This window comes from Leptothoe spongobia TAU-MAC 1115 (assembly GCF_018739885.1).
Taxonomy (GTDB): domain Bacteria; phylum Cyanobacteriota; class Cyanobacteriia; order Phormidesmidales; family Phormidesmidaceae; genus Leptothoe; species Leptothoe spongobia.
Window position 1 is genome coordinate 40,792 of sequence record NZ_JADOES010000013.1, and the last position, 26,174, is coordinate 66,965.

Sequence of the window (26,174 nt, forward strand, 5' to 3'; positions counted from 1 at the left end):
TTAATCCCCTAATCTAACGACTAGGCTAATTTTGAACAAGCTGTCCTGGCACCAGGCGATGGGTGCCGCTGGTGATAATCTCTTCCCCCGGCTGTAGTAGACCTCGTACAAAGGTCCGATCGCTGTCGGTATGAAGTACTTCAACGGCTCGACGACTCACTTCATGGAGATTTTCGGTGCTTTGATGGTCTTCAAGGACGTAGGCTGACCATAAGCCTCTCTCTCCGGCAACGAGGGCACTTGTAGGGAGCCAGTAGCCGATTTCATCTTGTTGATTTTGCAAGGTTAGCCGTGCCGTCGCTCCAATGGTTGGCTGAGCATCTGAGGATAATGTCACCACCACCGTAACGGTCTGGCTAGCATCATCCAGTTCTGGTAGCAGTGCGGTAACTTGGCCCCTAAAGGATTGACCATTCACCTGGATGGTTTGACGGCTACCACTGACAATGCGATTTGCCATCTGGCTAGGTATCCCAATGCGAGCTTCTAGGGCGCTATTTTCTATTAAGCGCATCACCGCTTGGCCTGGGCTGACTACTACGCCCTCATCTACAAAGCGTCGCGATACTCGTCCCTCAAAGGGCGCGTAGATCACACTTTTGGCAATCGAGACATCTAGATTTTTTAGACTCGCTTCAATTTGTTCTACCTGGGCATCCTGGGCATTGACTTGCTCTACTCGGGAGCCTGCGTTGAGCTCATCCAGCTGACTTTGGGCCTGGTTGAGACGACTTTGCAAGGCATTGGCAGAAAAGACTTTTTCGTCCCGTTCTTCTAGGGAGATGACGCCTTGATTATAGAGATCTTCGCGGCGTTCTTGTTGCAGTCGAGCCAGATCCAGCTGTGCTTGTAGGTCTTGAACGGCGGCGGCGGCGGCGGCAATGTCTTCTTGACGAGGTCCGCGTTGTAATTCTTGAAATCGGGCCTGGGCCTGACGCTGTTGAGCTTCGAGTTGTTGACGTTGGGCCTGCAGGCTGCGGGTATCTAACCGGGCGATCGGGGTACCGGCAGCAACGGTATTTCCTTCGTCCACCAGAACGTCTATCAGGGTGCCTGCCTGCTCAAAGCCCAGATTGCTACTACGTCGGGTGACGATTTCGCCTGTGTAGGTGCGCTTTACTTGGTAGCCGTTGACGCGTTCTAGAACTTGGGTTTGGACGGGAAGTGGTGAGATCGCATCCTCAGCGATAGCTGACTCAGACCGAAAACGTCCCAACCACAAAAACGGTGCTGCTAGCGCTAGCAGCCATAACCACCGCCAGTTAAATCGCTTTAGACCATTACTTGAACCATTACTTGAACCATTATTCGCAGAGGCATCAGACAGGTATGAAACCATGGCTCAATATCCAAAAGATTGATAATCACCTTGTTGATAAACAAGTAGTTGATATTAAACTTGTTGCTTATATTGCTATAACGTATACTCAACATGTTGAGTATGTCAACGAAAATCCTGTTTAATCTGTAAACTCTATGGCCCTAGCCCATACCATCCTGGCGTTGTTAGCCCAGCGACCCGACAGCGGATACGACATTAGTAAACGCTTTGACGAAGGGCTGAGCTGTTATTGGAAAGCGACCCAGCAGCAGGTATATCGGGAGCTGGCAAAAATGAAGTCCCAGGGCTGGGCTAGTTTTGAGAAAGTGCCCCAGGAGGGTAGGCCAGATAAAAAGATTTACAGCATCACAGAGTCGGGCTGGGCTGAGCTGACTCGCTGGTATGCAGAACCCACGGAGCGGACCCCAATCCGAGAAGATTTGTTAGTGAAGGTGATGATTGGTTACAAAATGCCCCGTGAGATGTTGCTGAAAGAGTTACATCATCGCCAGGCATTACATCAAGCTCAGTTGGACGAGTACCGGACTAAAGAGGCGCTATGTTTAGCCGAGCTTGATCCTTCGGTTGAGCTGCAGTTTAAGTACCTCACTCTAAAACGAGGAATTGCTTACGAAACAAGCTGGCTGGAATGGTGTGCTGATGTGCTTGCCTTTCTGGAGCAATATGATGCGGCACAACCGACTTGATCTGATGGGATAGTGCGATCGCACAGCTATTAATATGCTTCCTGGCAAACTATAGGGAAAACATGACAAATCTAATAGGTTTTCAGGAATCTTTTACTGTCAACACGGCTCAGGGTTTGTAATCGGCATATTGTCCAGCTTATATGTCGGCTTCTCAAGACAATGAAATATAATGAAATAAATTGAGTAAATATACTTATCGATTTATGTATGTAAGGCGCAGATTATCACTAAAATATCTTTGACTGAAGGTCATATGAAGGCCTGCTTGTCCATTTATAAAAAATTAATTACAAAATGCAGACACTTGCCAATAACAATCAGGTCATCCCCATATCCATGAATGGCGGTCTCCGCTTAGAAAATGGCGATGCTAGCGGCATTAAGACATTTTCGGTAATGGATAAAGCAGACTGCCTCCAGGCGGTTTATCGTCGTCTCTTCAAAGACAATCGCAATATTGATTTCCATCACAACGCATCCCTAGACTCTGCTTATCTCAACGGCGAGATTACTACCCAGGAGTTGGTACGTGAGTTACTTTGCTCCGATATGTTTGTCAACTATATCCTGGCTACTAATAGTAACTATCGCTTTGTTCAACTTTGCTTTGAGCGAGTATTGGGTCGACCTGCAATTCAGTCGGAAGTATTCAAGTGGAGTTCCCTATTAGCATCCGAAGGGATTCGTTCCTTTGCTGATAAGTTGACTGGCTCTGATGAGTATGTAGCTGCATTTGGCCCCTATCAGGTGCCTGGGCGTCGTTCCATCAAGTTATCTCCCAGCGATCAAGACCTGCCTGCTCTGCCCAAGGAGCTTAGCAGCAAGCGTTATCAGGGTGAAGGTAACGAAAACCAGTTTAATTTTGTTGGTGCAGCTAACCCATTATGGGAAGGCAATATGCCCCCAGCCATCATTCGTAAGATTGGTGCAGTTTTGACTGTAGCGGGTGTTATCGAGGTTACTCGTTTATTGCTAACAGTTGCCCTGGGTGCAATTACTGCTGGCCACATGTAATGACGTTCTAACCGTAATATCTTTATCGGTTTGACATCAACACAATAGGGGCAGGTAAATGCTACCTGCCCCTATTGTGTATTAGTGATCTATGCCAAGACCCTTATTTCCCTTCTGGTAATCGCTGGGCGGCTCCACTGGTAAGATTGTTCACCGCACTAGCAATATCTAGGCCGGTAGTCTGTTTGAGCTGTTCCATAACGGCAATAGCCTGCTTGGCTGTACCCCCGGTTTGCCCATCGATCACAGTGACGTTTTGCACATTTACCTCAGGCACCGTCGCACTCAAGGTCTTCAGCAGCGTTTCCAGCTTTTGCAACAAGAAAATATCGCGAGCATTTTCCCCCGCTGCCCGCCACGATTCAGCCAGTTGCTTCGTACCTTCAGCCTGGGCTTTACCATCCTCAATAATCTGAGCAGCATCACCCTTAGCAGCTTCAATAGACCGCTTGCATTCAGCTTCGGCTGGCGCAATTACATCCGCCTTTAGCTGTTCCGTAATCTGTTTTATACGCTCTTGCTGAACCGGAATATCTGACTGAAAACGCACCAGTTCAGAGGCAATTTCAGCTTCTACCTCAGCAACGACGGCTCCACGTTTGGTCAGTGCGTCTTGGATCCGACGTTCAGCTTCTGCTTCGGCAATGCCAGTATCACGGTCAATGCGACGGACAGCCGTAATCTTTTCATTTTCAGCAGTTTGGATCGCAGAAGCTGCTTTGGCTTTGGCTTCTGCAATGCGAGCATCTCGCTGGAGCTGAGCCTGCTGTTTACGACCGATGGAGTCTAGATAGCGTACATTATCAGAAATGTTCTGAATTTGCAGGGTATCAAGCACTAAACCGAGCTTTTCGAGATCCTCTTCTGCTTCGTCTAAGAGGCTTTTGGCAAAGGCAATTTTATCTTCATTCACCTGTTCCGGTGTGAGGCTAGCGAGAACGCCCCGGAGATTTCCTTCGAGAGTCTCTTTGGCAATCTTTTCAATCTCTTTTCGACTCTTGCCCAACAATCTCTCAATGGCATTGTGAATGGCGGGCTCTTCACCAGCAACCTTAATGTTGGCCACCCCGTCTACCTGGAGAGGGATGCCCCCTTTGGAGTAGGCATTGGTTACCTTGAGCTCGATGATCATGTTAGTCAAGTCCATGCGCAGCGCCTTTTCTACCAGGGGTTTACGAATGCTGCTGCCACCTTTGACTAGACGATATCCGACTGTTTTTTGTCCCAATCGTTGCTGTGCACCTGCAAAGATCAGCACTTCATTGGGCTGACAGATGTAGTATAGGTTGCGGATGATCAGGGAAATAACCCCAGAGCCACCACCGAGAATAACGAGTAAAAGAACTAAACCTGGCATGAGTGATTGCCCTCCACGAAGTTACGGATAAGTAGGTGGGTAATTACAGAACTACCGACCAAAATAAGGAACAGAAGAATTAAAGTTGGCACTAGTTATCGCCCTCTATGGTGGGCTCGATAGACGCAACAGGAGAGATTGTTGCAGGCTCTAAACGACGCTGAAAGTCTAAATTTTGGTGTAAGGTGCCGGTAACGTCGATCCCCAAGGTGTCGTCTACTTGCTTGAGGAACTGACGCACTACATCAGGATAAACATTGACCAGGCTGGCGATCGATTGACCGTCGCCGTTGTCGATGACGTTGATATGTTTGAGATGAATGCGAGCAGGAATCTTGGCGGCTTCTTTCAGCACCATGTCAATCTGTTGAATCAAGAAGACCTGGGTGGCATCGGTTCCGGTTTCAGCCCAAACTGCAGCTAGCATATCGTTGACGAGGGCAGCGGCTTTGGCATTCTCTTCGAGGGCAGCGGCTTGTCCCTTGGCATTCAGCTCTTGGGCCCGCTTAGCCGCCCGTGCTGGCAAGACTTCATCGGCTTCTAGGCGGAGGCGCTCTAGTTCCGCACGCACAGTTTGTAGCTGCTGTTCAGCCCGCGCCCGCGCTTCCTTACCGGCAGCGGTGGTGCGTTCCTCTTCGGATTTAGCCCGTTCCTCTAATTCAGCTTTGATTTTACGCAGTTCATTTTGCTGTTGCTGGACAACGGTGAGGGCCTGGGTTTTTGCCACTTCAGCCTGCTTTTGGCAGTCGGCTTCAATCCGGTCTGCTTCACCGACAGCCTCAGATTCGGCAATCTCAGCATCACGAATGATATTGGCAATTTGGCGACGGCCAATAGAACTGAGGTAGTCCATATCGTCAGTGACGCTCTGGATCTTGAGCGTATCTAAATGCAGCCCTAGTTTGCTTAAGTCTTTGGCGACATCAGCCGCGATGCGTTCGGCAAAGTTCATCCGGTCTTCGTTGACTTGCTCTGGGGTGAGCAATGCCACCACGCCGCGCAAGTTACCTTCTAGGGTTTCCCTGACTACTCGACGAATTTCAGAGCGATTGCGACCTAAAAATCGTTCAATGGCGTTCCCGACGACGCTGCGATTGCTGGAAATTTTAACATTGGCAATAGCCTGAATATTTAGCGGTGTACCCCCTTTGGCATAGGCGTTGGTTACTTCTACTGGAATGGGCATGGTGGTCATGTCCATGCTTTGTACCCGTTCAATGATGGGCACTACCAGAGTGCGGCCGCCAAAGACGACGCGATAGCCAACATTCTGGCCCCTTTTGTTTTTGTACTTGCGACCCGAGATGATTAAGATCTGGTTGGGGTTACAAATCCTTAGACAAGTCTTGAGTACAGCGATCAATACGCCAACGCCAATGAGACCTAGCATTAGGGCACTTCCACCGAGGACCGCGCCTACTTGAGCTGTGCTTTGACTTGCTGGCGTAATCGGGAAGGCTTGGGCAACTTCGTAACTGGTTGTTTCGGCCTGGGCTAATAATTTTTGGTCACTTGCCGGTTGTGGACTAGCCTGTCCCAGCAAGAATGGATTGTGTGTCATGGTTTGAAATAAAGGATTACAGATTCGCGTTGCTGCTCAGCAACGACCAAGTTCAACGCTGTGCAGCGGTTTCGTCTGAAACGACCCAAAGGCGGTTGTTTTCAACATTGACAACGAGTACTTTGTCTCCCGGAACGAACTGTTTGGTGTCGTCCGTTAGTGCCATCATGTGCAATACGCTACCGCGTAGTTCCAGCCGCACTTTTCCCTTACTTTTGGAGTCAAAGGGAAGTTCGACGATGCCTAATCGTCCGGCAAAATCTTCGGTGCGGATGAGGCTATCGGCATGGCGGCGAGCTAGATGGCGCAGGGTGATAGCCAAGGTACCCCCTAGCAACATGCCCATGATTAAGGCGGTAATAAAGATGAGCTGATCGGGCCAATTGGGTTGAACCCAACCGAGGCTCAGACCAGTAAGGCCAAAGAAAAATCCGCCAACGGTCCAGAATTTGAAACTGGTGAGGATGTTAAGGCTAAATACGTAAGCTCCTTTAACTTTTCGTAGGAGCTGTAGGTCGGTGTCTACTTGCGCATCGAAGTCTACGTCTGGAGCATCTCCGTCTAGATCTAGACTGCCGTCTAAATCAATTTCTGCGTCCGCGTCAAAATCGGCATCAAAATCAACATCGGCCTCGGCATCAAAATCTGTGTCACCGGCACCGCCGAGGGTTGCGATCGCAACAAATACGCCACCGATGACAAAACAAAACCAATAAACTGACTGCACAGTATCTCCTTAGGGTTCATTCCCTAGTGATAGCTAGCTACAGTCTGTGACCTCAAAATTCCCGACAATTTTTAACGATTCAAGCGTGTTAGGGCGTACAGAAACTTAATCTCCGTCAATGTTCTCAGGGTTAATACCTAGCTCCTGTAGCTTGGCTTGGAGTTGTTCTAATTTTTGTTGCGTTTTTGCCTGAGCCTGCTCTGCCGCTTCAGCGCGCTGGCGCTCCTCGTCAGCGCGTCTTTCTGCCTGCTGCCGAGCGATAGCCTCTTGTTTCAGGGCCACCGCTAGCTCGCTAGGTATCAACAGTCGTTCGTCATTATCCTGCCGATAGAAACCAATCAGCTGTTCTTCATGGACGAGTCGCAGTTTCAGGGGCTCACTGATACCATCCTTGATTGGTTCATAGTCCTCACCTCGCAGGCGATAGCCCTGGAGAGCAGGCTCTAACCACTCATTCTTTGGATCAAACAGCCAATATTCCTTAACTCCTAACTGAGCATAGAGAGTTTTCTTAAAAACTTCGTCTTTGCTACGGGTCCCTTGGGACGTCATTTCGAAAACGACTGATGGCACTTCCCCTTCTTCCCAAATTTTGTAGTTGTCCCGTCCGCCAGGTTCTACACCAAAAATGACCATTACATCCGGAGCCACCCGCATCCGGGGAAAGCCCTGGTTGTAATACATGAATTGATTCCCTAGAACCGTGGCCCGTTGACCCTGAAGATACTGGGTCAATACCTCAATGGTGACCAACATGGCATAGAGATGGACAAACGTTTCCGCCACAGGTTCGCCGTCAGAACTTGGATAGACAATGGTAGTCTGTGCCTCAGTTTGAGACGTAGGAACTGTACTGACCATGGTCCCTATAGGTTTCCCATTAGAATAGATGTACTCATCATAGCTTAGCAATGACGCCCCATTAGCAATGGGGTCCCATTAGCAATGGCGACCAATAAGAAAGGCACCCCGTCAGGAGTGCCCGGTTGTAGTCAACTGGAGGTGAAGCATTGGCTGCTTCCACCAAGTTGAAACTTGTAGTGGTAAGGGTGCCTCGATCGGAGTCGAAAGGCACGCTTCTAACTCGGCTTCTTTTCAGGAAGCAAACACTTATCAGAGTCGCAGCCTGCAGGACCGGCCTCGATTAACTCACCCGCGTCATACTGCTCTAGGGCCGCATGGAAATTCTCCGTGGTACGACGACCGATCACTTCGCTGCATAGCTCTTCGTACCGGACCTTATCAATGGGCTCAAAGGGCAGACGGGGGAAGGTTTGCAGGTCATCAAAACGAGCTAGTAGAGCTGAGGAAATATAGCCCTCATCATTTTCTACCGCCTGATAGATGCGCTCGGCTAGGGGCTCAATTTCGTTTTCACGAAACTCAATGGTGGCCGAGGTGTTGTGGGCGGTGTAGTGACCCTGTACCTGCATATAGAAATCGAACTGAGCCAGAGCTGAGAACTTTTCAATCGCCACCTCATCGGCCCCGGGCAGGTTGGCCCAAGGTACCTCTACCGGCATTTCCACTAACCATTCGGTACACCGTGGGTCAAATGGATCGTTAAGCAGATTACCCTTCTCATCCTTATCGGACTGGGACGGAATCACCGAATAGCCGTAGTCGATACAGGCCCTTGCTACGGGATCATCCTTGCGGAAAGTGATGCGACGGATAAAGCGCTGGGACTTGGGCGGATGCCAACCGGAAGACGCGCCACTGAGCAGGCTCTTGGTCCCCGCAGGTTGTACGGTGGTGCAGCGGTTGGGGCGTTGGATACCGTTGCGATCGCAATAGTCCCAAACCGTTTCATGGACAATGGTTTTCCAGCGGCTCAGGAATTCCTGCTCTTTGGCCTTAAATTCCAGACCCTGCATGGTATTCGGACGACCGGCTTCCCACCAATTTAGCCACTCAACTCCAAAGGCCCGCACAAAGAAGTCAAACAGACCGGTGAAAGATACACCAACAATGGGATCCTCCAGGCGTGACTGTTGGTAGCGAGGCTCAATAAACTGATGGTTGAGCAGCGCAGCTACAGCAATACCGCCAGCCCGAAAAGCATCTTCCTGCTCCTGAGTGTTTTTCGGATCGATTTGATTTAGGTGAATTTCCGCCAAATTGCAGTGGAAATTCTGACCCAAAATTTCACCACAAGGGTTTAATCCATAGCGTCCCTTACCCTGGGCTCGACGCTCAGCTTCCCCTGCCCACTGGATTGCACCCTCACCGGAGTAAAACTGTTTGCGTACCGCATCGGTCATTTCCGCTAAGGATGGTTTGGTATGAAAGACCCTCGTGTGGTTAGCCATACGCAGCGCATCCCGTTCTGGGTCAATGCGCCAGTTGCCAGCAGCATCCTGCTGCCATAAATTATCTTTTGCGTTAGTAGCCAACTCGTCATGGCTATCAAACTGTCGCATTCCTGCCGAGCGACGGATATTGCCAGCGACGACACAAGCGGCGGCTTCATCAATTAATAAACAGCACTCAATGGAGTTGAGCTGACGACCAATGGCCTTGGTCAAAATTTTGGCGCAACGCTCATATAGTCCTGGCAGCTTTACCGGGTTGGCCATGCCACCAAACCCCTTGAGCTTCTCACCCGCAGGTCGAACATCACTCAGGTCAACAATAACCTCTACATCTCCTGTAAAGTCAGCATTGCTGGAGAGCTCTAAAATTTTCTGATACGACATCACCCAACCATTTCGGCTATCGCCCACATGGATTTCCACGTGATTGCCGTTAATGGTTACTTCGGTTTCTTCCCGACGCTGACCTGCCGGTGTCGTACCGACATCACCTGCCATGGTGATCCTCAGGCGATTACGAATGATCGGTAGCTGGTCAATGTACTTAGGCTCTAGGACTGCCCCAGTACCACAGCCCATCATGGCCAGATCCATCATCAAACCAAAGGAGCGCCAGTCCACCACATTGGTACTAGTGCAGTTATACGCCCCCGAAAAATTCTTTGGCTGCTTGCTCCAATCGGTTCCCCCTACCCAGAGCCAACGACCCGATGGCAATGCCTTGAGCTCTCGCTGCATTCGTTGCACCAGCGCCTTTTCATCAGCCGTGAGCTTACCGAGTTCGACGAGGCCGTCTAGGGTGCGATCGCATACGTCATACCATGATTCCCGCTGTCCATTATCCAAACGGCGGCTGTAGGTGCGGTAAAACACTGGGTAGGCTGCTGGTGCAGTTTCAGGAAAAGGCGTTTTCGTTCGTAGTCTTTCTAACTCTTGAACCATTCGTCCGAGCTTCCTTGCGAATTTTAGAATTTAAGGGGTGTAGTAATGGCATGTGGCCGTTAACGATGGGGCATGTAGATGCTGTTGAAGCCAAAAAACAGCACATATATCGCTTGTGATGGCCCAAACAATTGTTAACACTCTAGATATGCTAGGTCACATGGAAATAAAGCCTAACACCCCCACTTAAAAAAATCTAGCGTCTTACTTTTAGGACAAACGCTAGATGTAGTGATTTTTCAATCCGGAGAACTAATTCCTAAGGAAATCAGTCAATTCCAATAACCGAACTAACTGGCTGCTGGGACTATATGAGTTGAGGGGCGCAAATACTATTGGTTAGATGTATTTATGCCAAACCCAGGGGGACTGCAATCGCAAGCGCACCTAGACATAGATGAGCCTTTAAAGGGTTTAAATGTGCTAATTGAGTCTTAATTTTTAGGAACTAATTGCAACGCTGTGATGTAGGTGCAATCTGAAAAGTGGTTAAAGGAATAGGGTAATTACCGAATTTACCGGTAAGCTCCAAATGGAAGTTGCTAATTATCACGTAGTGAGCAACCGGATCAACGGTAGTCATTCATAATGCTTTATACGTGAATGCTTTGCCCATGGCGCTGTCTCCCTTTTTATAAGATTGTTGAATTCCTTGAAGGATTTTGCTGAAGTTAGTTCTACTTCCCTGTATCAATGCCGTGAATCCACCAATTGCCCATGAGCCATTCAGTCGTGTTGTCCTCTCCTTCTACAGAGACAGTGCAACGGCCATGTGATTTTACGATTGTGATCTGTACCTACGATGGTGCTCAACGCATTCCGGCTGTTCTCGACCGGCTGCAACAGCAGCTTGATGTCCATGAGGTGCAGTGGGAAGTTTTTGTAATTGACAATAACAGTACTGATTCTACAGAGGCTGTAGTTAGGCAATACCAAAAGAATTGGCCGTCTGAAATTCCGTTACGTTATTTTTTTGAAGGTCGTCAGGGAGCCGCCTACGCTCGTCAGCTGGCCATTGAGAAGGCGAGAAGTGAGTTGGTAGGGTTTTTGGACGATGATAATTTACCCGCAGACGATTGGGTAGCCGCCGCTTACAAATTTGGTCAGGACCATCCCTCCGTTGGAGCTTATGGTAGTCAAATCCATGGGCAGTTCGATGGAGCTTTACCGGATGACTTTCATCGTATTCAGTCATTTTTCGCCCTCACGCAGCGGGGGGGGACGGCTCATGCTTATCGCCCCCGCTTACGGGTGTTGCCACCTTCAGCCGGTCTAGTCGTGCGTCGCAAAGCTTGGCTCAATCACGTGCCTAAGCAGCTAATTTTGACCGGTCGCCATGATGAGCAAATGCTTACAGGCGAGGATCTAGAAGCCATTACTCACATTCGCCGAGGCAACTGGGAAATTTGGCACAATCCCGCTATGAAAGTTTGGCACCATATCCCTGCCTGTCGCTTACAGCGAAGTTACCTACTTTCCTTTTTTCGTGGGATCGGCCTTAGTCGCCATGTAACTCGCATGCTAAATATGCCTTTCTGGCAGCGACCGTTTATGTTTTGGGTTTATGTTGCTAATGATATGCGTAAAGCTTTACATCATCTGTTGCTACATGGTGCAAAGCTCCAAAGCCACACCGTACTAGCATGTGAGCTTCAGCTTTATCTCAGTAGCTTGATGAGCCCTTTTTACATTTGGGGCATCCTGATTAAGCGACGTCTGCATTAGTTGAGCTATTGCTACGTTGGCGTTGCTGATGCTCGGGATGATTCACTCTGCAAGAGTGTGACAAATAGCCTCTCTGCCCAATCGTTTCATCCTCTAAGTCAGCAACGGCGTTACGTGACGTTTTTTAGTAGGCCTTGATCGATGCAAACTCATCAATCACCTGTAAGACTTTCAGTTGTAGTGCCTACTTATAATGGCGCAGAGCGTATTCCTGAAGTGCTAGATCGACTTTCTCATCAGCAAGTTGATGATGCCATTAGTTGGAATATTGTGGTGGTTGATAACAACAGTAGCGATCGCACTGCTGAGATAGTCAGAAAATACCAACGTGATTGGTCAGAGAAAAGTTCGCTAAATTATGTGTTTGAGCAACAGCAGGGGTTAGCTTATGCGCGTCAGTGTGGCGTTGATCATTCCGATGGTGCCTTGATAGCTTTTCTTGATGATGACAACTGGCCTCCGCTTGACTGGGTTAATCAGATAGTTGCGTTTGCCCAGCAATATCCTCGGGCAGGTGCTTTTGGTGGTCGTATTTCAGGCTCATTTGAATCTGAGATACCTGAGGATGTGGAACCATTGCTTGGTTTTCTAGCGATTCGGGATCGTGGGGATACTCCTCACCGTTATCCAGTAGAGCAACTACAGTTTCCCCCAGGTGCTGGCTTGGTAGTCCGACGTGTGGCATGGGAGCAATGTATTCCGCCAGTATTAATCCGAAGTCAACGTGGGGGCAATGATTCAGAAATCTCTTGGCGAATGGCTAAGGCTGATTGGGAAATTTGGTATAACCCGTACACTACGATTGAGCATTTTATTCCTCAATCGCGATTAGAGCGGGCTTATTTAAAGGCCATAACCCATACTTATGGGGTTTGTACATGTGAGCTACTTATGATTGAGACAGCTTACTGGCAGCGGCCTGCGATTTTATTCAAATCTGCTTTAGGTAGTCTGAAACGAATCATAAAACATTTTATAAAATACCGGCATCGCTCTATTTCAACGATCGAAGCAGACTGCCTCTTATCTTTTTATATGGGTAATCTAAAAAGTCCATTTTTTTACTTATTCAAAAGCTTATATCGGCAGGCGGCCTAACAAAGAATGGACTTTAAATTTATCTAATCAGATATTTTTCGGATGAGCTGAGTTGTTTTCAGGTATGTCAAGGATGCCGATTATTTCTGTCATTATCCCTGCATATAATTCAGAAAAAACGATTCAGGAGTCGATAGACTCTGTCCTAACTCAGACCTTCTCAGATTTTGAGCTGATCATTGTTAATGATGGCTCTACTGATAAAACCCTTGAGCTTGTCGAAGGCATCAAAGATCCAAGACTCAGGATTCTATCTTTTGAGAATGCTGGAGCAGCTGCTACTCGTAATCGAGGTATTGCCAAAGCAAAAGGTGATTTTATTGCTTTTTTAGACGCAGATGATATTTGGACTACTGGGAAATTAGCCGACCAGCTAGCTGCATTTAAGCATGAGCCATCAGCAGGCTTAGTTTATAGCTGGTCAGACTATATCAATTTCAGTGGAGATTTTTTATGTGTTGGTAAACGTGTAATCACGTCAGAAAGTATTGAAGATACATATGCGAAATTGTTAGTCTCAAACTTTTTGGAAAATGGTTCTACTCCCCTGATTCGCATAGATATCTTGAAAGAAGTTGGTTGTTTTGACGAGTCCTTAGAAAGTAGCCAAGATCTAGATCTATATTTAAAAATAGCTGCTAAATATCGTTTTGTTACTGTGCCTAAAGTGCAAGTGAAATATCGAGTCACGCCCGGCTCGATAACGTCAAAAACTGCTGAAAATGAAAAGAAGCAGGTTGAATTTATTAATAAAATATTTGCACAGGCTCCAGGAAAATATAAGCATTTGAAACGTCAAAGACTTTCAGGGTTTTATCGCTATTTGATGCTAAGAACGGTCGAGGAGGAGGTTAGTCTAAAAAATAGGTTGAGAGGCCTTAAGTATCTGATCCTGTTTGTGTTATACAGACCCTTGATTCTGGTTGATCAATATAAATTTGTCTTTATTATGTTTTCTAAAATATCTTTAAACCTTATGCCTAAACCTCTATCCAACCTATTAAAAAGAACCCTGACTTCTTAGAAAACATCAACTTACTTGCATTATTTGTAAATTCTATGATGCCTATACCTTATGCAATTATCTGATTTCTTGATTATCGGAGCTCCTAAATGTGGTACTACTTCGCTACATGCCTATCTAAGTCAGCATCCTCAACTGTTTATGAGTGCTGTAAAAGAACCACATTTCTTCGCTTTTGAACATTGTTCTCCCAACTTTAATGGTCCAGGGGACAATCAAGCTCCACTGAGTCAAAATTCGATAACGCAGCTGAGTGAGTATAGACACCTTTTCAAAGAGGCTAAGGATGGCATGCTTCGAGGGGAGTCATCTACGATGTATCTCTATCTAAATAATGTTCCTCAATGCATTAAAGCTCATAATTCAGAAATGAAGCTAATTGCCATTTTAAGGCATCCAATTGATCGAGCTTTTTCCCACTTTCTTCATATGAGACGAGAAGGGCGTGAACAGCTTGAAAGTTTTGAAGAAGCGCTTCAAGCTGAGCCTCAAAGGATAGCTGAAGGATGGTCTCCTGCTTGGCACTATAGGCGTGTTAGTTGCTATTCAGAACAGCTAAAAAGGTACTTTCAGCTGTTTGAACGTGAGCATTTGAGAATATACCTATATGAAGATTGGAGGGACCATCCAATGACGACCTTGAGAGATATGTTTACATTTTTAGAGGTTGATAATACGTTTCAGCCAGATATAGGCAAGAAACAAAATATATCCTTTAAACCCAAAAATGTTTGGCTATATAAGTTTCTCACTCAACCTAATTACTTGAAAAAAATGTTAAAAGACATTTTACCTGCCTCTGTTCGAAAGCCGTTGGCTACTCGTGCATACAAACAGAATATTGATCGGCCTCCAGTGCTCACAACTTCTATTCGTCGACGATTAATGACTGAGTTTGAGGCTGACATCTTGCAGTTGCAAACTTTACTAGACTTGGATCTGACGTCCTGGTTGGATGATTAATTAATATGAGGGTAGGGGGAACCGAACCTTGACTTACCTGTTATTACGGCTTGCCTTACTTGTTTATTTACATGTCAAATAAAACTTACAGATCAATGGACACGAATTAAAGGAATTGTAAGTTCCAATGACAACCATGCTTGAGAAAGGTAATATCAGTATCCATACTGAGAATATTTTCCCGATCATCAAAAAATGGCTCTATTCTGACCATGAAATCTTTCTGCGGGAGCTAATTTCCAATGCGGTGGACGCTATTAGCAAGCTGAATATGGTCTCCCGTAGTTCGGATTTTACGGGTGAAGTTGGTGAGCCAGAAATAACCATTGCTATCGATAAAGATGCTAAAACCATCAGTATCAGCGATAACGGCATTGGTATGACCGCTGATGAGGTGAAAAAGTACATTAACCAGGTAGCTTTTTCTAGTGCGGAGGAATTTGTTACCAAATATAAAGACAATGCTGACCAAAATATCATTGGTCATTTCGGTCTTGGTTTTTACTCCTCATTTATGGTGTCTGATCGAGTAGACATTGATACCTTGTCTTATCAGGATGGGGCTACTGCGATCCACTGGACCTGTGATGGTACGACATCCTTCGAGATTAGTGACTCGGAGCGGACTGAGCAAGGGACTACCATCACTCTGCACCTAATGGAGGAAGAGGCTGAATATCTGGAAACCTCACGCATCCAGCAGCTGATTAAGACCTACTGTGACTTTATGCCTGTCCCCATTAAGCTAGATGGGGAAGTGGCCAATAAGCAAAATGCTCCTTGGAAGCAGTCGCCCAGTGGTCTTAGCGATGACGAGTATCTAGAGCTTTATCGTTATTTATATCCATTTCAGGAAGAGCCTTTGCTGTGGGTTCATCTGAACACTGATTACCCCTTTGTTGTCAACGGGATTCTTTACTTTCCGAAACTACGACCCGATGTAGATGTGACTAAAGGGCAGATCAAGCTATTCTGCAATCAAGTTTTCGTCAGTGATAATTGTGAAGAAATCATTCCTCAATTTTTGCTGCCTTTGCGGGGTGTAGTCGATAGTACTGACATTCCGCTGAATGTATCCCGTAGTTTTTTGCAGAATGATCGGACAGTACGCCGTATTGCTGACTACATTGCCAAGAAGGTAGGCGATCGTCTTAAGGAACTGTATCGCAGCGATAAAACCAAGTACATTGAGTGCTGGCAAGACTTGGGTACCTTTGTTAAGTTTGGCTCCCTCAATAATGATAAGTTCAAGCAGCAGATTGCTGACTTTGTGATTTTCCGTACGACAGCAGAGCTGGCTAGCGATCAGCCCAAGGTAGAGGTTCAATCAGGAGAGGATGATGCGTGGCAGTCTGCTGATGGGGAAAATGCTGCTGCGGTCGATGCTAAAGGTAATGCCTATACGACGCTAAAGGAATACCTGGAGCGTAATCAGGATAAGCATGAAAACCGAGTTTTCTATGCTACTGATGAAGTGTCTCAAGCTACCTACATCGATTTACATAAGCGTCAGGGATTAGAGGTTCTATACCTAGACTCGTTCATTGATACTCACTTTGTACCGTTTTTAGAGCAAGAATATTCTGACGTTAAATTTTCCCGTGTCGATTCTGACCTTGATGACACGCTGATTGATGAGTCAGCTGGTGGTGATATCGTTGACCCAACAACTAACAAAACTAAAGGTGAACGGGTTAAGGAGCTATTTGAACAGTCGCTGAATAAGCCTAAAGTAACTATCCGTACGGATGCTCTCAAGTCCGATGATGCCCAAGGTGCGCCACCGGCCATTGTGCTATTACCCGAAGAAATGCGGCGGATGCAAGAAATGATGGCCATGATGCAGCAGCAGACGGCACAGTTTCCTGAAGAACATACATTATTAGTAAATACAGCTCATCCGCTGATTCAAAATTTACTAGATATGAGCCAGGGGGCGATTGTGCAGACCGATGGTGGTCAGTCGCCAACATCGGCAATGGCCAATATGATTTGTCAACATGTGTATGATTTGGCCCTAATGGCTCAAAAAGGATTTGATGCTGATGGTATGAAGTCTTTTGTTGAGCGCTCAAATAGCCTGTTAACGGATCTAACCAAAGCCTAGATACTGCTTGGCAAATTTCTGAGTATATGAAGTAAGCCTGAAAACTTCATCAAAATCCAGGCCTTGAGTAATTAAGAGTTAGGATTCAGTCTGTTGCTGGGTTCTAACTCTTAGCTTTTAGTTCAGAAAAAATAATCAATCTTGGCTGATAGACACTGTCATAATAGGTCTGCTTTGGTATCGAAGATGGCAGTGGTGGTTGCTTCCTATAGGGGAGTTATGCAATCATTAAGGACTGTATTCCAAGGACTGTGCCATGAGCCGCAGATGCGATCTAACGAATAAGAAGGCCAATAATGCCTTTGCTGTTTCTCACTCTCATCGACGTACTAAGCGTTTACAACACGTTAACCTCCAAGACAAGCGAGTATGGTGGCCTACTGGTAAACGTTGGGTAAAGCTTCGTCTATCTGCTAAAGCGATTAAGACTTTGGAGAAGAAAGGTATTGAAGCAATGGCTCGTGAAGCTGGTCTTGATTTAAGTAAGTATTAGATTGCTGACAACATACATTCAGATGGTTCTCATCTATAGAGAACGCCTTTCATAAGGTTTGACATCTGTTTTGCGGTTGATTGGTTCTTTCCCAAGTTAGAATTTAGTGTATTCACAGATAAACCCCCTGTGCGTCTTAGCCAGGGGGTTTAGTGTATGTAATGATGGCCAGAAACGTAGAATCATTGTTGTCAAAATGGTATAGCCTTTGGGGATGTTGGATAGCTATACCGTTTGAACGACTACCTGATCGATTTTTTACAATGGATGGGTAAATTCAAAAGTAAATATTCAGTTACTATCCTGATTACCGTTTGGGTAATTGAGGGTTTACTCTAGGCAAGTCTACTATGGGGTATGTAGATGCCGATTTAATCTTCGGTTGTTCCCTGAAGGTTTCAAATGTTTGACCCTATGGGGTCAGATCAATGGTCACAGTTGCCTTAGCTGCACCAGGTCTACCGCTCATCTTTAACAGTCAGCGATGTCTACTCCAAAACGCTCTCGAGTGTCTAATCGTCATTTATTATTCCTCCAATTTTTGCGGCTACCCAAGCGATTTATGGCTTGGTTGCTAAGGCTTATTTTCATTGGTGCACGCATCACACGCACTAATAACGCAGGTTTTGTCTTGCCAACGACCGTATTACTCTTGCTTGTGGTGTCATTGACGGTTGGGGGGCTCAGTTTTCGTTCTTTTTCTAGGGTTGAGCGTACGATTGCTTTACGTGAGCAGAAGGTCGTTGATGAAATTGCTGCTCCTGCTATTGATCGGGCCCGAGCAAAGATAGAATACATGTTTGCCAATGATGGCAGGGTCGCCGACAAACGACCTCCTTCTAGTCAAGACTTGATTGAGGCGTTATTGGCAAATGCTGGAGGAGCTAATGATCCCTATACATTACCCGATGAAACGCAGTTAGACATTGTGCCTGGCAATGTGGCACCGACTGTTAATACCACTGGCCTAGAACCCGCATGGGCTTTTGATTTTCAAGGACGTAACGTTGTCTACTCAATTCTTGTGCAGAGTGACAACGGCATAGATGCGGATATGGATGGTGAATTTGACATTACGATCCAAAGCAAAGTTGATGCTGACGGGGATGGCGTTGATGAAAAAGTTCAAAGCCAGGTAACTCGAAATGGCCCTATCAGTGCTGGGGACCCAGGTGGTAACTGCCCAATTGGCTCTTTGGCCGGTAGTGGTTGGTACGAAGTTGGGGGCGGCTCTCGCTTAGAGAAAAATATTCAAGTTAATGTATTGTCAGCGACTGGTGATGGTGTCAATCGCGCTGTGAATGCTGGGGAATATCAGCAAGTGCGTGTTGCTCAACGTGGGAGTCGTTGGGGTGCCTGGTTCCGATATGACTTAGATATTTTTCCAGGTTCTGACTTTCGGTGGAATGGCGCTATGCATACCGAAGCAAACCTAATCACAGGACAAAGTTTCAAGGCCTATTTAGTCAGTGCGCAAAGCTCTTGTATTAATGATCCAGCGTCATCCGAAATCAGTCTGAACTCGATTGATAATGATGGTAACGGTAGCATCACTGATGCCAATGATTTCAGAGGCGAGTTAATCGGTGGCAGTATTCTCAACGACGACTTTGAGTTGAAGTGGGGAAATAATGGTACGAACGTTGAGTATCATTCATCTAGAAACTTTGCTGGTAATGTGCCTGTCATAACTGAGTTAGGTGATCCGGGTGATACTGCTGACTCCAGTAATGATTCTGTTGATACTACCGACAAGCCGTCAGACATTGCGATTGATCCAGTTAATATTTTTACAAAGGACGGTTCATCTCATTTAACACCTGCTAACTATCGTGATGATCCCGCTTGGGCCAATGCTATTGCGACAAACGCTGACCGCAATGGACGAGTTGAGCTTGACCAGGATGATACTGTTCGTCCTTTCCTGGATGATGGTTACCGTGCGGATGGTCGCTATGGTCCTAAGTTCCGTTACGACAGTCAGCAAGCTCTGGATGAACAAGATGGTGTTGCGATATCGCCTAATCTAAGTGGTCAAGATATTCCGCTAAGTCATGACGCCCTTGTTGTTGATGACGCAGCTAATGAGGTCTTTGGCTTGGATGGTTATTGGGAGCGTCGGGCCATTAAGCAAGGCTTGCGGGTTGTTGTGGGTCAGCGTTTAGAGTTAGGAAATTCTCTTGGTTGGGGAGGGAGCGATGATCCGCTTTATCCTCAAAAAACGGTTCAGAGTTCGTTGATTGATACATCTGTTGTCGCCCAAGAGCCTGGAGAGGTTTTGCAGCAGCGCTCCCTTCGGGATAACCTGGCGGCTGTTCAGGGGATGATTGTTTATCACTACACTGAGGATGATGGCGAGTTGCCATACATGTGTATGGCGTCTACGGTTCATCCAGGTACAGACAAAACCCTGGAAAATAGTCGAACATTCACTCAGTATCCAGCTAATCCATCTACTAATGATTGGAAAATTGATTTCTTGAACGGTGTAGGCACTAATGGCTGGGAATTTGATTTTCAAAGTGCCTATGCAACGCCTGCTAATTTTGCTAGTGCAGTGGTTGATACCCAGCCTCTTGGTAAGGCCCTGAGAAACTTAGCCTATTTTGCCGGTGATCCGTTAGGCGGTGCTCCCTCATTTCCTGCTGTTCAAGGAACTGAAAATATTACCTTTAGTGGTAGTAATGCCAATACGGCGAACTTAGTGCATCCCTACCCTTATTTATCTATGTGGGGGGATTTCTCGATCCTACGTCGTATTTTTGACACCTATGGTGTAACAACAACGGCGCAGTACGATGACCTCAGCCCAGCAGATAAATCAACGTTGCACAGTTCGGCCTGTTCGTTGGGGATGCTGGCCTATAACTTACAGTCAGTACAGGACGAAGTTACGGCTGGCAGTACAGATCCGGTGATATTGGAATTAAGAGATCAAATTGAGCGAGATCGTACGTATGGTTTCAATACAACGGCTCTTGGTTTAGCAACGACTGTTAAGTATCCGGCTCTTTACTACCTGTTCCCGATTGAAGATCATGATCAAATTGGCGTTGGGGCAACAACTCCACCGTCTCCTCAGCCTTTGACTGAGGAGTACTTTACGGAAGATCTAACAGGCACAGATGTTCCATATATTTCTCAAGTGTCTGGTGCAGCGATTACTGGCGGTATCAATGATGCAACCACTATCTATGCTGCTGTTAATCCCGCTGATATTGATCTGGCACCGTTAGCGCCTGGTTCGTTTAATCAACCAAAGGCTTCTGTGGTGACTGATGCAGATACGGGCGTTGCTCCTGATTTTACGGATACAACAGCCTATTTGACCTCTGGTCAAAATAACCGTCTTTATTTCTCAAAGAACTATATCAACGCAAACGGTACTTTCTATGCCACCACATTTTTAGATAAGAGCATGATGGATGGCCGTGAATTGATGAGTTCGCGCGTTACGGATTTAGACATTGGTAATCTGACCCTTAATACGGTTGGAACCTCCGGCATTAAGTGGATTCCGGAAAGGGGTGGCATTGTCTATACCTTTAGGGAGGATGCTGTCCGCGAAGACAGCATTGTCAGACCGAAGCATACAAGCGCTAACTGGGACGATGACATTGCCAGTGCGACTGCGAACAACTGTCGTGTCTTTAATAATCTGTTGACTAATGCCGAATGTTATATGGATTATGTTCCCACCGACGGTTCGCAACGTGGTACCTTTGACCCTCCTTTGAACCCAACGACGGGTATTAGTGTGAAGCCAGTAGACTTAGTGGCTGATCCGATGCGTCGTCCTAATGGGTTTCGAATTTTTAATGGAGCCAATTTGAATCGGTCTGATGATATTGAAGCGGCTGGAATGACATTGGTCACCGATAATTCGCTCTATATCAAAGGTGATCTAAATCTCCATGAAACTAAGACTGGAACTCCTGCAGAACTGCAAGAGTTTACAGGGGGCTCATTTTTAGCCGATGCTGATTTTGCAACTGCAAACGAAGCTACTGCACGTACAAACTTTTATGGGCGTTTGGCAGCTGATTTAGACAGTCGATTTGCTAATCCTGCAGAAGATAAGTGGCGACCTGTTGAGATATTTGCAGATGCGATTACGATTCTTTCCGATACGTATTTAGATGGTGTTGTGGAAGATGCGTTTATTAAACGTAGGGGAACTGCAGAAGGTACACCCATAATTAATAGTTCTTTTACTAATTTCCACCGACCTAGGCATAGTAGTAATCGGAGTAAGTCTACATACCAACGCGAGGATGAAGAGGTCGTAGGCAGTACTAATGTTGATTTGCCCATTAGGTTTGATCGCAATGGTGTGCTCAAGTCGAATCAATCTGGTACATACGCTCCTTTCCCGAATGGGACAGGCAACAATACGTCATATATCTACTTTGACTATCCCGCTAATGTTGGTGAATACAGGAGGCAGCGTCGTTCAGAGGCTATTACAGCGGATTTAGATGCCAACGCGACCAGAGTGAACGCCCTGCTGATTGCTGGTATTGTTCCGTCGCGTCCTGCGCAGCCCTACGGGGGACTACATAATTTCCCTCGCCTTTTGGAATATTGGAAGAATAAGCCTTTATATATTTCGGGTGGCTTTTTCCAGCTCAATTTTAGTACCCAAGCTACAGCCCCTTATGACCAAGATGCATGGTCTCCAGGAGATACTAGCAATTCAGACTTGTTTATTGGCTATTACAATGCGGCTGATCGTATTTGGGGTTATGACGTAGCCCTGCAGTATGTAAGCTCTGCTCCCATCGCGGAGCGATTTATAACGTTGGGACGACCTAGAAACGAGTACTATCGTCAGGTTGACTTAGAGGATCCCTATGTCAAGCCGCTGCGCTGTCCAACTGATGCCGGTGGTAACTATGTCCAGGTCGATCCGCAATATGCAACTTTGGCAGATTGTCAAGCTAGCCTCTGATCATTGTTCTACTGTTTAATCGATATTCATTGAGATTTGAACCTATGATGCGCCGAGTTCCTAAAGCAGATAATCAGGGTTTAACTCTGGTCGAATGTCTTGTTGCGATTACGGTCATTGGTGTTTCAGTGGCCATGATATCTCCTGTTGTTTTGCTGGCGGTGGGTACTCGTGTTCAAAGTCAGAGGACTGAGCAGGCGCTACAGTTAGCCCAAAGTGAAATTGATAAATTGCGACTAGTGATTGAGCGGGGAGATAGCAGTAATATTGCTGCGGTTAATGCACTGTTGCCAGCTACTCCTGCTGGTATTAATTCAGTGGCGGACTTTGAAGCTAGCGTTCCTCCTCCAGAGGATATAGAGTTGACTGCTGCGAATCGTTATCAAACAGACTTGAACTTTGCAAAACCTGTAGACATAGATTCTGACGGGACTACGGATTTTGCAATTCAGCTGTTTCGAAATTCCACAACAACCACAACTAGTGGAGTTGCCCTTGATTTTGGCGTGAGAGTATATACGGCAAATGCATTAGACAAGCCTGCTGCCGACCTGGGTACTGAGGCTGCTCGTGTTCAGGGGCGTGGTTTGTCGACAGGAAGTGCGGCAACAAATCCATTGGCAGTACTTTATACGACAGTTATTAAGAGTGATACTGCCACATCGCTGTGTGATTACTACAATTACATCGAGAGTACAACTGGACAAACGGCATCGGCACCGGGTGCCTGTTAGGTTCGAAACTTACTACAACAGCAGATTAGAGGCACTACCTGAGGATTGAACAATGAGTTGGAAGTTACGTCGTCGTCGTTTGCTTGGTGACTTACTAAAAAATCATCATCAGGCCAGGCATAAAGGATTTACATTAACTGAGCTTCTGGTTACAACAGCCATCGCTGGTATTGTTGTTTCTGGTCTTTTGGCTGTGGTGGTTAACGTCCTACGCGTTGATCAAAGAGAAGTGCGTTTAAGCCGGGTGCAACAAGATACTCAGCGTGCCCTTGACTATATCAGTAATGATTTACAAGAGGCCGTTTATGTTTATCCTGATCCCAGTGGGGTGAGGGCGTTATTGAATGACCCCAATATGCCCAATAGTGCTGGGTCTACTGATGTTCTAGCTTTTTGGCGACCCACAGAGATTCCTGAAGCTGATATTGCCGATACTGTTGCAGCTTGTCAGACAGACAATCCAACATTGGGGGCAACCGGCTGTGAGGAGTTGCTTACTCGCCGAGCTGAATATTCTTTAGTTGTCTATATACATGCTCCTTTTGACAATGCTTTGGTGTGGGAGGGGCAGTCCAGACTGATACGTTATGAGCTACCTCGTTACGGCAGAAGCGGCGGTGCTTTAGTAGAACGTGCTGGTTATGTGGATCCTAGTAGTGCAGCAGCTACGGGCCAAGTTAATGATTTTGAAAATTGGGCTCCATCTGCTGCTGTGGATGGAACCGATGATGTGTTAGTTGACTATATTAGTCTCCCAGTGAGTACTGCAACAGTTGGAGCTACTGCTGTTGACTGTGATGCGATAACTGGTATTCCTGCAACCTATGTTCCGTCACCTCCTGATGCTGCGCAGGGAACTGGTTTTTTTGCTTGTGTCAGGGACCCCGATGTAGATAATAGTTCTTTATCAGCAGTTGATTTACGGGCTAGATTAGCGGCAGGGGCTACTTTTCGAGGGGCTCAGGATGTGTTTCTGTTTGTTAGCGGAGATGCGCAGCCTGCAGATGGTAATGATTTCACACGTGCCACGTTGAACCCTGCTAATGATTTGAGTAAGTTGCCGATTTTGTCGCGTCAGACCCAGGTTAGAGGTGTGGTTGACCGGGGAACGTCACTGTAGTTGCTATACTCAACTGCAAGATTACTGCAAAGTTCAATTTAGCTGACTCTAATGCCAATTTTTAATAGTATATGAGAAAATTATGAAGAGGTCGTTGGTTTTTCGTCGTGATATCAGTTCTGCAGGAGGCTTCACTCTGATTGAAGTTATCGTAGTTGTTGTTTTTGCTGGTGCTTTAGCGGCTATTGCGGCTCCTGGTTGGCTCGGATATTTAGACCGACGGCGCATTGTCACTACTCGTGACAACATTTATCAAGATTTACTCAGAGCCCAGGCAATTTCTCAACAGCGAAATACCTCTTATCAGCTCACACTTCGAGAAAAAGCTGGCGGTGAAGATATTGTTCAGTGGGTTGTGCAACCGACAAATCCTGGAAATGCAATTCCTCAAGATAGTGCTTGGGAAGAATCTCCAGTGGGACTAGAAATCAATACTTCAATTTCTTTGCCTCGTGATGCGGTGCGTGAGGATGGCTCTGCTAACCTCTACTACGTTCGGTTTGATTATAGGGGGAATATTGATGAATCCACCGATGATATTGTTGGCAGAGAGTTGGTTGTATCTAGTTCATCGACTGCAGAAGATGATGCAACCGATGTCACAGCAAAATCAATTGTGATTGAAACTATCCTTGGTTCCATCCGTAAGGCAGATTAAAAATCTGTTATCTGGTGGTGTTTTCTTCTCTCGTTGATTACTTGAGTAGAACTAAGGTTTCTGATTATTTGATTGCTTGGTTAAGCTACTGATGTATTAAGGCATCAGTAGCTTATGTTGTTCAGATATCCTCTTCAAAAGCGATTCTATAATCGAAAAAATAGTGGTTTTACTCTACTTGAAACGTTAATTGTTATAGCTGTTTTGGGTTTGATTGGGGCGATATCTGTTCCCAGTTGGTTAACGTTTTTGGAGGGATGGAAACTTTCTGATGCACAAGCTAACATCTTCTTTGCTATTCGCAATACGCAAACCTATGCACAAACTAACCAGTTAACTTGGCAATTGAGTATCCGTGAAACTCCGACTGGGGATGTCCAATGGGCTAGTCATGCTCAGAAAGATCTGCCAACTGTCTGGCAAAGTCTTGGTAGCGATACTATTGACATTGATCTTGCAGATACAACATTGGATAGTCGGAATGGCGCTTACTATATTCGATTTAATTACAAAGGACATTTATCGTCACGCACACGCACGCTTACACTTACCAGTAGCGAGGCCCCAACTCTTAAACGCTGTGTTGTGATGTCTACTTTGTTAGGTGCTGTACGTAAAGCACAAGAGCAACAACGGGCAAGTTCATCTGGGCGGTATTGTTATTAAATATTAGAGGAATATGCTGGTCGTGTATGAGTTATCAACTGAGTATTGTTGACAGTATTATCTTTGATCTGGGTGGGGTGATTGTTAATCTAAACTATGACCTGACTATCCAGGCATTGAGTAGACTGGCTGGTTATGATATTGCTAAGCAATATAGCCAGCAAGGCCAGGCAGAGATATTTTCTCAGTTTGAAGTCGGTGCTATTACTGCTGCTGAGTTTCGGCAAGGTATGAAGCAATTGTTTGGCTTTGAGGCTAGTGATGAGGCTATTGATGCTGCTTGGAGTGCGTTGATTCTTGATTTTCCATTCGAGCGAGTTGAGCTTGTGAGACAGGTTGGTCAGAAAAAGCGAATCTTTTTACTATCGAATATCAATGAATTGCATTTAGTGACGGTTGACTGCAAATTCGCTGAAGCTATGGGGACCCATATCGCTACATTGGCTGAGCAATTTGAGAGGACCTATTATTCGCATTTGGTTTGCGATCGCAAACCAAATGCGAGTATTTTCCAAAGAGTCATTGATGATAATCATTTAGACCCAGCAAAAACACTGTTTTTAGACGATACAGCTCACAATTTACAAGCTGCGCAGCAACTCGGTTTACAAACGATACTAATAACCGAAAGCAGACCCATCGAAAGCCTGAATTTGCTAGATCTATAGCGATTTTAGACGCCTGGATA

Annotated in this window: 20 protein-coding genes; 14 read left to right on the forward strand and 6 right to left on the reverse strand. The window is 46.2% G+C overall.

The features are described 5' to 3' along the window. Positions 1 to 25: 25 nt before the first annotated feature. On the reverse strand, positions 26 to 1,339 hold the full coding sequence (locus tag IXB50_RS08965) for an efflux RND transporter periplasmic adaptor subunit (RefSeq protein WP_215608618.1): 1,314 nt from the start codon (positions 1,337 to 1,339) through the stop codon (positions 26 to 28). Positions 1,340 to 1,476: 137 nt separating this feature from the next. Between IXB50_RS08965 and IXB50_RS08970 the strand changes: the two genes are divergently transcribed. Together IXB50_RS08970 and IXB50_RS08975 are read left to right on the forward strand one after the other, a co-directional pair. Then, entirely contained in the window at positions 1,477 to 2,028 is a 552-nt protein-coding gene (locus IXB50_RS08970) for a PadR family transcriptional regulator (protein WP_215608619.1), read from the forward strand. A gap of 297 nt (positions 2,029 to 2,325) precedes the next feature. Beyond that, positions 2,326 to 3,045, forward strand: coding sequence for a phycobilisome rod-core linker polypeptide (locus tag IXB50_RS08975; protein ID WP_215608620.1), 720 nt, complete (start codon positions 2,326 to 2,328; stop codon positions 3,043 to 3,045). 103 nt (positions 3,046 to 3,148) lie between these two features. Here IXB50_RS08975 and IXB50_RS08980 read toward each other — a convergent pair whose 3' ends face one another. The 5 genes from IXB50_RS08980 to nrdJ all read right to left on the reverse strand — a co-directional run bounded on the left by IXB50_RS08980 (position 3,149) and on the right by nrdJ (position 9,947). Continuing rightward, positions 3,149 to 4,402, reverse strand: a complete 1,254-nt coding sequence (locus IXB50_RS08980; RefSeq protein WP_215608621.1) for a flotillin family protein — start codon at positions 4,400 to 4,402, stop codon at positions 3,149 to 3,151. A gap of 91 nt (positions 4,403 to 4,493) precedes the next feature. Beyond that, positions 4,494 to 5,963 carry a flotillin family protein gene (locus tag IXB50_RS08985; protein WP_215608622.1) on the reverse strand — a complete coding sequence of 490 codons (1,470 nt, stop codon included), beginning with the start codon at positions 5,961 to 5,963 and terminating at the stop codon, positions 4,494 to 4,496. 52 nt (positions 5,964 to 6,015) lie between these two features. After that, positions 6,016 to 6,690, reverse strand: coding sequence for an OB-fold-containig protein (locus IXB50_RS08990; RefSeq protein WP_215608623.1), 675 nt, complete (start codon positions 6,688 to 6,690; stop codon positions 6,016 to 6,018). 105 nt (positions 6,691 to 6,795) lie between these two features. Beyond that, positions 6,796 to 7,551, reverse strand: coding sequence for a Uma2 family endonuclease (locus IXB50_RS08995; protein WP_215608624.1), 756 nt, complete (start codon positions 7,549 to 7,551; stop codon positions 6,796 to 6,798). 218 nt (positions 7,552 to 7,769) lie between these two features. Beyond that, positions 7,770 to 9,947 carry a ribonucleoside-triphosphate reductase, adenosylcobalamin-dependent gene (nrdJ, locus tag IXB50_RS09000; RefSeq protein WP_215608625.1) on the reverse strand — a complete coding sequence of 726 codons (2,178 nt, stop codon included), beginning with the start codon at positions 9,945 to 9,947 and terminating at the stop codon, positions 7,770 to 7,772. A gap of 717 nt (positions 9,948 to 10,664) precedes the next feature. On the opposite strand from nrdJ, the gene hpsE (IXB50_RS09005) reads away from it, so the two are divergent. From hpsE (IXB50_RS09005) to IXB50_RS09060, 12 genes are all read left to right on the forward strand, one after another. Next, complete coding sequence (hpsE, locus tag IXB50_RS09005) at positions 10,665 to 11,672, forward strand: hormogonium polysaccharide biosynthesis glycosyltransferase HpsE (RefSeq protein WP_215608626.1); 1,008 nt, start codon at positions 10,665 to 10,667, stop codon at positions 11,670 to 11,672. 141 nt (positions 11,673 to 11,813) lie between these two features. Then, positions 11,814 to 12,770, forward strand: a complete 957-nt coding sequence (gene hpsE / locus IXB50_RS09010) for a hormogonium polysaccharide biosynthesis glycosyltransferase HpsE (RefSeq protein WP_215608627.1) — start codon at positions 11,814 to 11,816, stop codon at positions 12,768 to 12,770. A gap of 73 nt (positions 12,771 to 12,843) precedes the next feature. Next, on the forward strand, positions 12,844 to 13,794 hold the full coding sequence (locus IXB50_RS09015; protein ID WP_215608628.1) for a glycosyltransferase family 2 protein: 951 nt from the start codon (positions 12,844 to 12,846) through the stop codon (positions 13,792 to 13,794). 51 nt (positions 13,795 to 13,845) lie between these two features. Next, complete coding sequence (locus IXB50_RS09020) at positions 13,846 to 14,757, forward strand: sulfotransferase family protein (RefSeq protein ID WP_215608629.1); 912 nt, start codon at positions 13,846 to 13,848, stop codon at positions 14,755 to 14,757. 127 nt (positions 14,758 to 14,884) lie between these two features. Continuing rightward, entirely contained in the window at positions 14,885 to 16,864 is a 1,980-nt protein-coding gene (gene htpG, locus IXB50_RS09025) for a molecular chaperone HtpG (RefSeq protein WP_215608630.1), read from the forward strand. A 256-nt stretch (positions 16,865 to 17,120) separates the two neighbouring features. Continuing rightward, positions 17,121 to 17,357 carry a 50S ribosomal protein L28 gene (rpmB, locus tag IXB50_RS09030; RefSeq protein WP_215608631.1) on the forward strand — a complete coding sequence of 79 codons (237 nt, stop codon included), beginning with the start codon at positions 17,121 to 17,123 and terminating at the stop codon, positions 17,355 to 17,357. A gap of 484 nt (positions 17,358 to 17,841) precedes the next feature. Continuing rightward, positions 17,842 to 22,308 carry a hormogonium polysaccharide biosynthesis protein HpsA gene (hpsA, locus tag IXB50_RS09035; RefSeq protein ID WP_215608632.1) on the forward strand — a complete coding sequence of 1,489 codons (4,467 nt, stop codon included), beginning with the start codon at positions 17,842 to 17,844 and terminating at the stop codon, positions 22,306 to 22,308. Between the two features lie 44 nt (positions 22,309 to 22,352). After that, the gene (locus IXB50_RS09040; RefSeq protein WP_215608633.1) at positions 22,353 to 23,042 is read left to right on the forward strand and encodes a type II secretion system protein; all 690 of its coding nucleotides are present in this window, start codon (positions 22,353 to 22,355) and stop codon (positions 23,040 to 23,042) included. A 52-nt stretch (positions 23,043 to 23,094) separates the two neighbouring features. Beyond that, positions 23,095 to 24,162 (forward strand): PilW family protein, encoded by a 1,068-nt coding sequence (locus IXB50_RS09045; protein WP_215608634.1) that lies wholly within the window; start codon positions 23,095 to 23,097, stop codon positions 24,160 to 24,162. An 82-nt stretch (positions 24,163 to 24,244) separates the two neighbouring features. Further along, positions 24,245 to 24,820, forward strand: a complete 576-nt coding sequence (locus IXB50_RS09050; RefSeq protein WP_215608635.1) for a pilus assembly FimT family protein — start codon at positions 24,245 to 24,247, stop codon at positions 24,818 to 24,820. A 114-nt stretch (positions 24,821 to 24,934) separates the two neighbouring features. After that, positions 24,935 to 25,486 (forward strand): type II secretion system protein, encoded by a 552-nt coding sequence (locus IXB50_RS09055; RefSeq protein WP_215608636.1) that lies wholly within the window; start codon positions 24,935 to 24,937, stop codon positions 25,484 to 25,486. A gap of 26 nt (positions 25,487 to 25,512) precedes the next feature. Further along, complete coding sequence (locus tag IXB50_RS09060; RefSeq protein ID WP_215608637.1) at positions 25,513 to 26,154, forward strand: HAD family hydrolase; 642 nt, start codon at positions 25,513 to 25,515, stop codon at positions 26,152 to 26,154. Positions 26,155 to 26,174 lie beyond the last annotated feature (20 nt).

Bases quoted from the DNA above. Each gene is read 5' to 3' on its own strand.
- IXB50_RS08965 (WP_215608618.1), bottom strand. From the start codon at position 1,339: ATGGTTTCATACCTGTCTGATGCCTCTGCGAATAATGGTTCAAGTAAT.
- IXB50_RS08970 (WP_215608619.1), top strand. From the start codon at position 1,477: ATGGCCCTAGCCCATACCATCCTGGCGTTGTTAGCCCAGCGACCCGAC.
- IXB50_RS08975 (WP_215608620.1), top strand. From the start codon at position 2,326: ATGCAGACACTTGCCAATAACAATCAGGTCATCCCCATATCCATGAAT.
- IXB50_RS08980 (WP_215608621.1), bottom strand. From the start codon at position 4,402: ATGCCAGGTTTAGTTCTTTTACTCGTTATTCTCGGTGGTGGCTCTGGG.
- IXB50_RS08985 (WP_215608622.1), bottom strand. From the start codon at position 5,963: ATGACACACAATCCATTCTTGCTGGGACAGGCTAGTCCACAACCGGCA.
- IXB50_RS08995 (WP_215608624.1), bottom strand. From the start codon at position 7,551: ATGGTCAGTACAGTTCCTACGTCTCAAACTGAGGCACAGACTACCATT.
- nrdJ (WP_215608625.1), bottom strand. From the start codon at position 9,947: ATGGTTCAAGAGTTAGAAAGACTACGAACGAAAACGCCTTTTCCTGAA.
- hpsE (WP_215608626.1), top strand. From the start codon at position 10,665: ATGAGCCATTCAGTCGTGTTGTCCTCTCCTTCTACAGAGACAGTGCAA.
- hpsE (WP_215608627.1), top strand. From the start codon at position 11,814: ATGCAAACTCATCAATCACCTGTAAGACTTTCAGTTGTAGTGCCTACT.
- IXB50_RS09015 (WP_215608628.1), top strand. From the start codon at position 12,844: ATGCCGATTATTTCTGTCATTATCCCTGCATATAATTCAGAAAAAACG.
- IXB50_RS09020 (WP_215608629.1), top strand. From the start codon at position 13,846: ATGCAATTATCTGATTTCTTGATTATCGGAGCTCCTAAATGTGGTACT.
- htpG (WP_215608630.1), top strand. From the start codon at position 14,885: ATGACAACCATGCTTGAGAAAGGTAATATCAGTATCCATACTGAGAAT.
- rpmB (WP_215608631.1), top strand. From the start codon at position 17,121: ATGAGCCGCAGATGCGATCTAACGAATAAGAAGGCCAATAATGCCTTT.
- hpsA (WP_215608632.1), top strand. From the start codon at position 17,842: ATGTCTACTCCAAAACGCTCTCGAGTGTCTAATCGTCATTTATTATTC.
- IXB50_RS09040 (WP_215608633.1), top strand. From the start codon at position 22,353: ATGATGCGCCGAGTTCCTAAAGCAGATAATCAGGGTTTAACTCTGGTC.
- IXB50_RS09045 (WP_215608634.1), top strand. From the start codon at position 23,095: ATGAGTTGGAAGTTACGTCGTCGTCGTTTGCTTGGTGACTTACTAAAA.
- IXB50_RS09050 (WP_215608635.1), top strand. From the start codon at position 24,245: ATGAAGAGGTCGTTGGTTTTTCGTCGTGATATCAGTTCTGCAGGAGGC.
- IXB50_RS09055 (WP_215608636.1), top strand. From the start codon at position 24,935: ATGTTGTTCAGATATCCTCTTCAAAAGCGATTCTATAATCGAAAAAAT.
- IXB50_RS09060 (WP_215608637.1), top strand. From the start codon at position 25,513: ATGAGTTATCAACTGAGTATTGTTGACAGTATTATCTTTGATCTGGGT.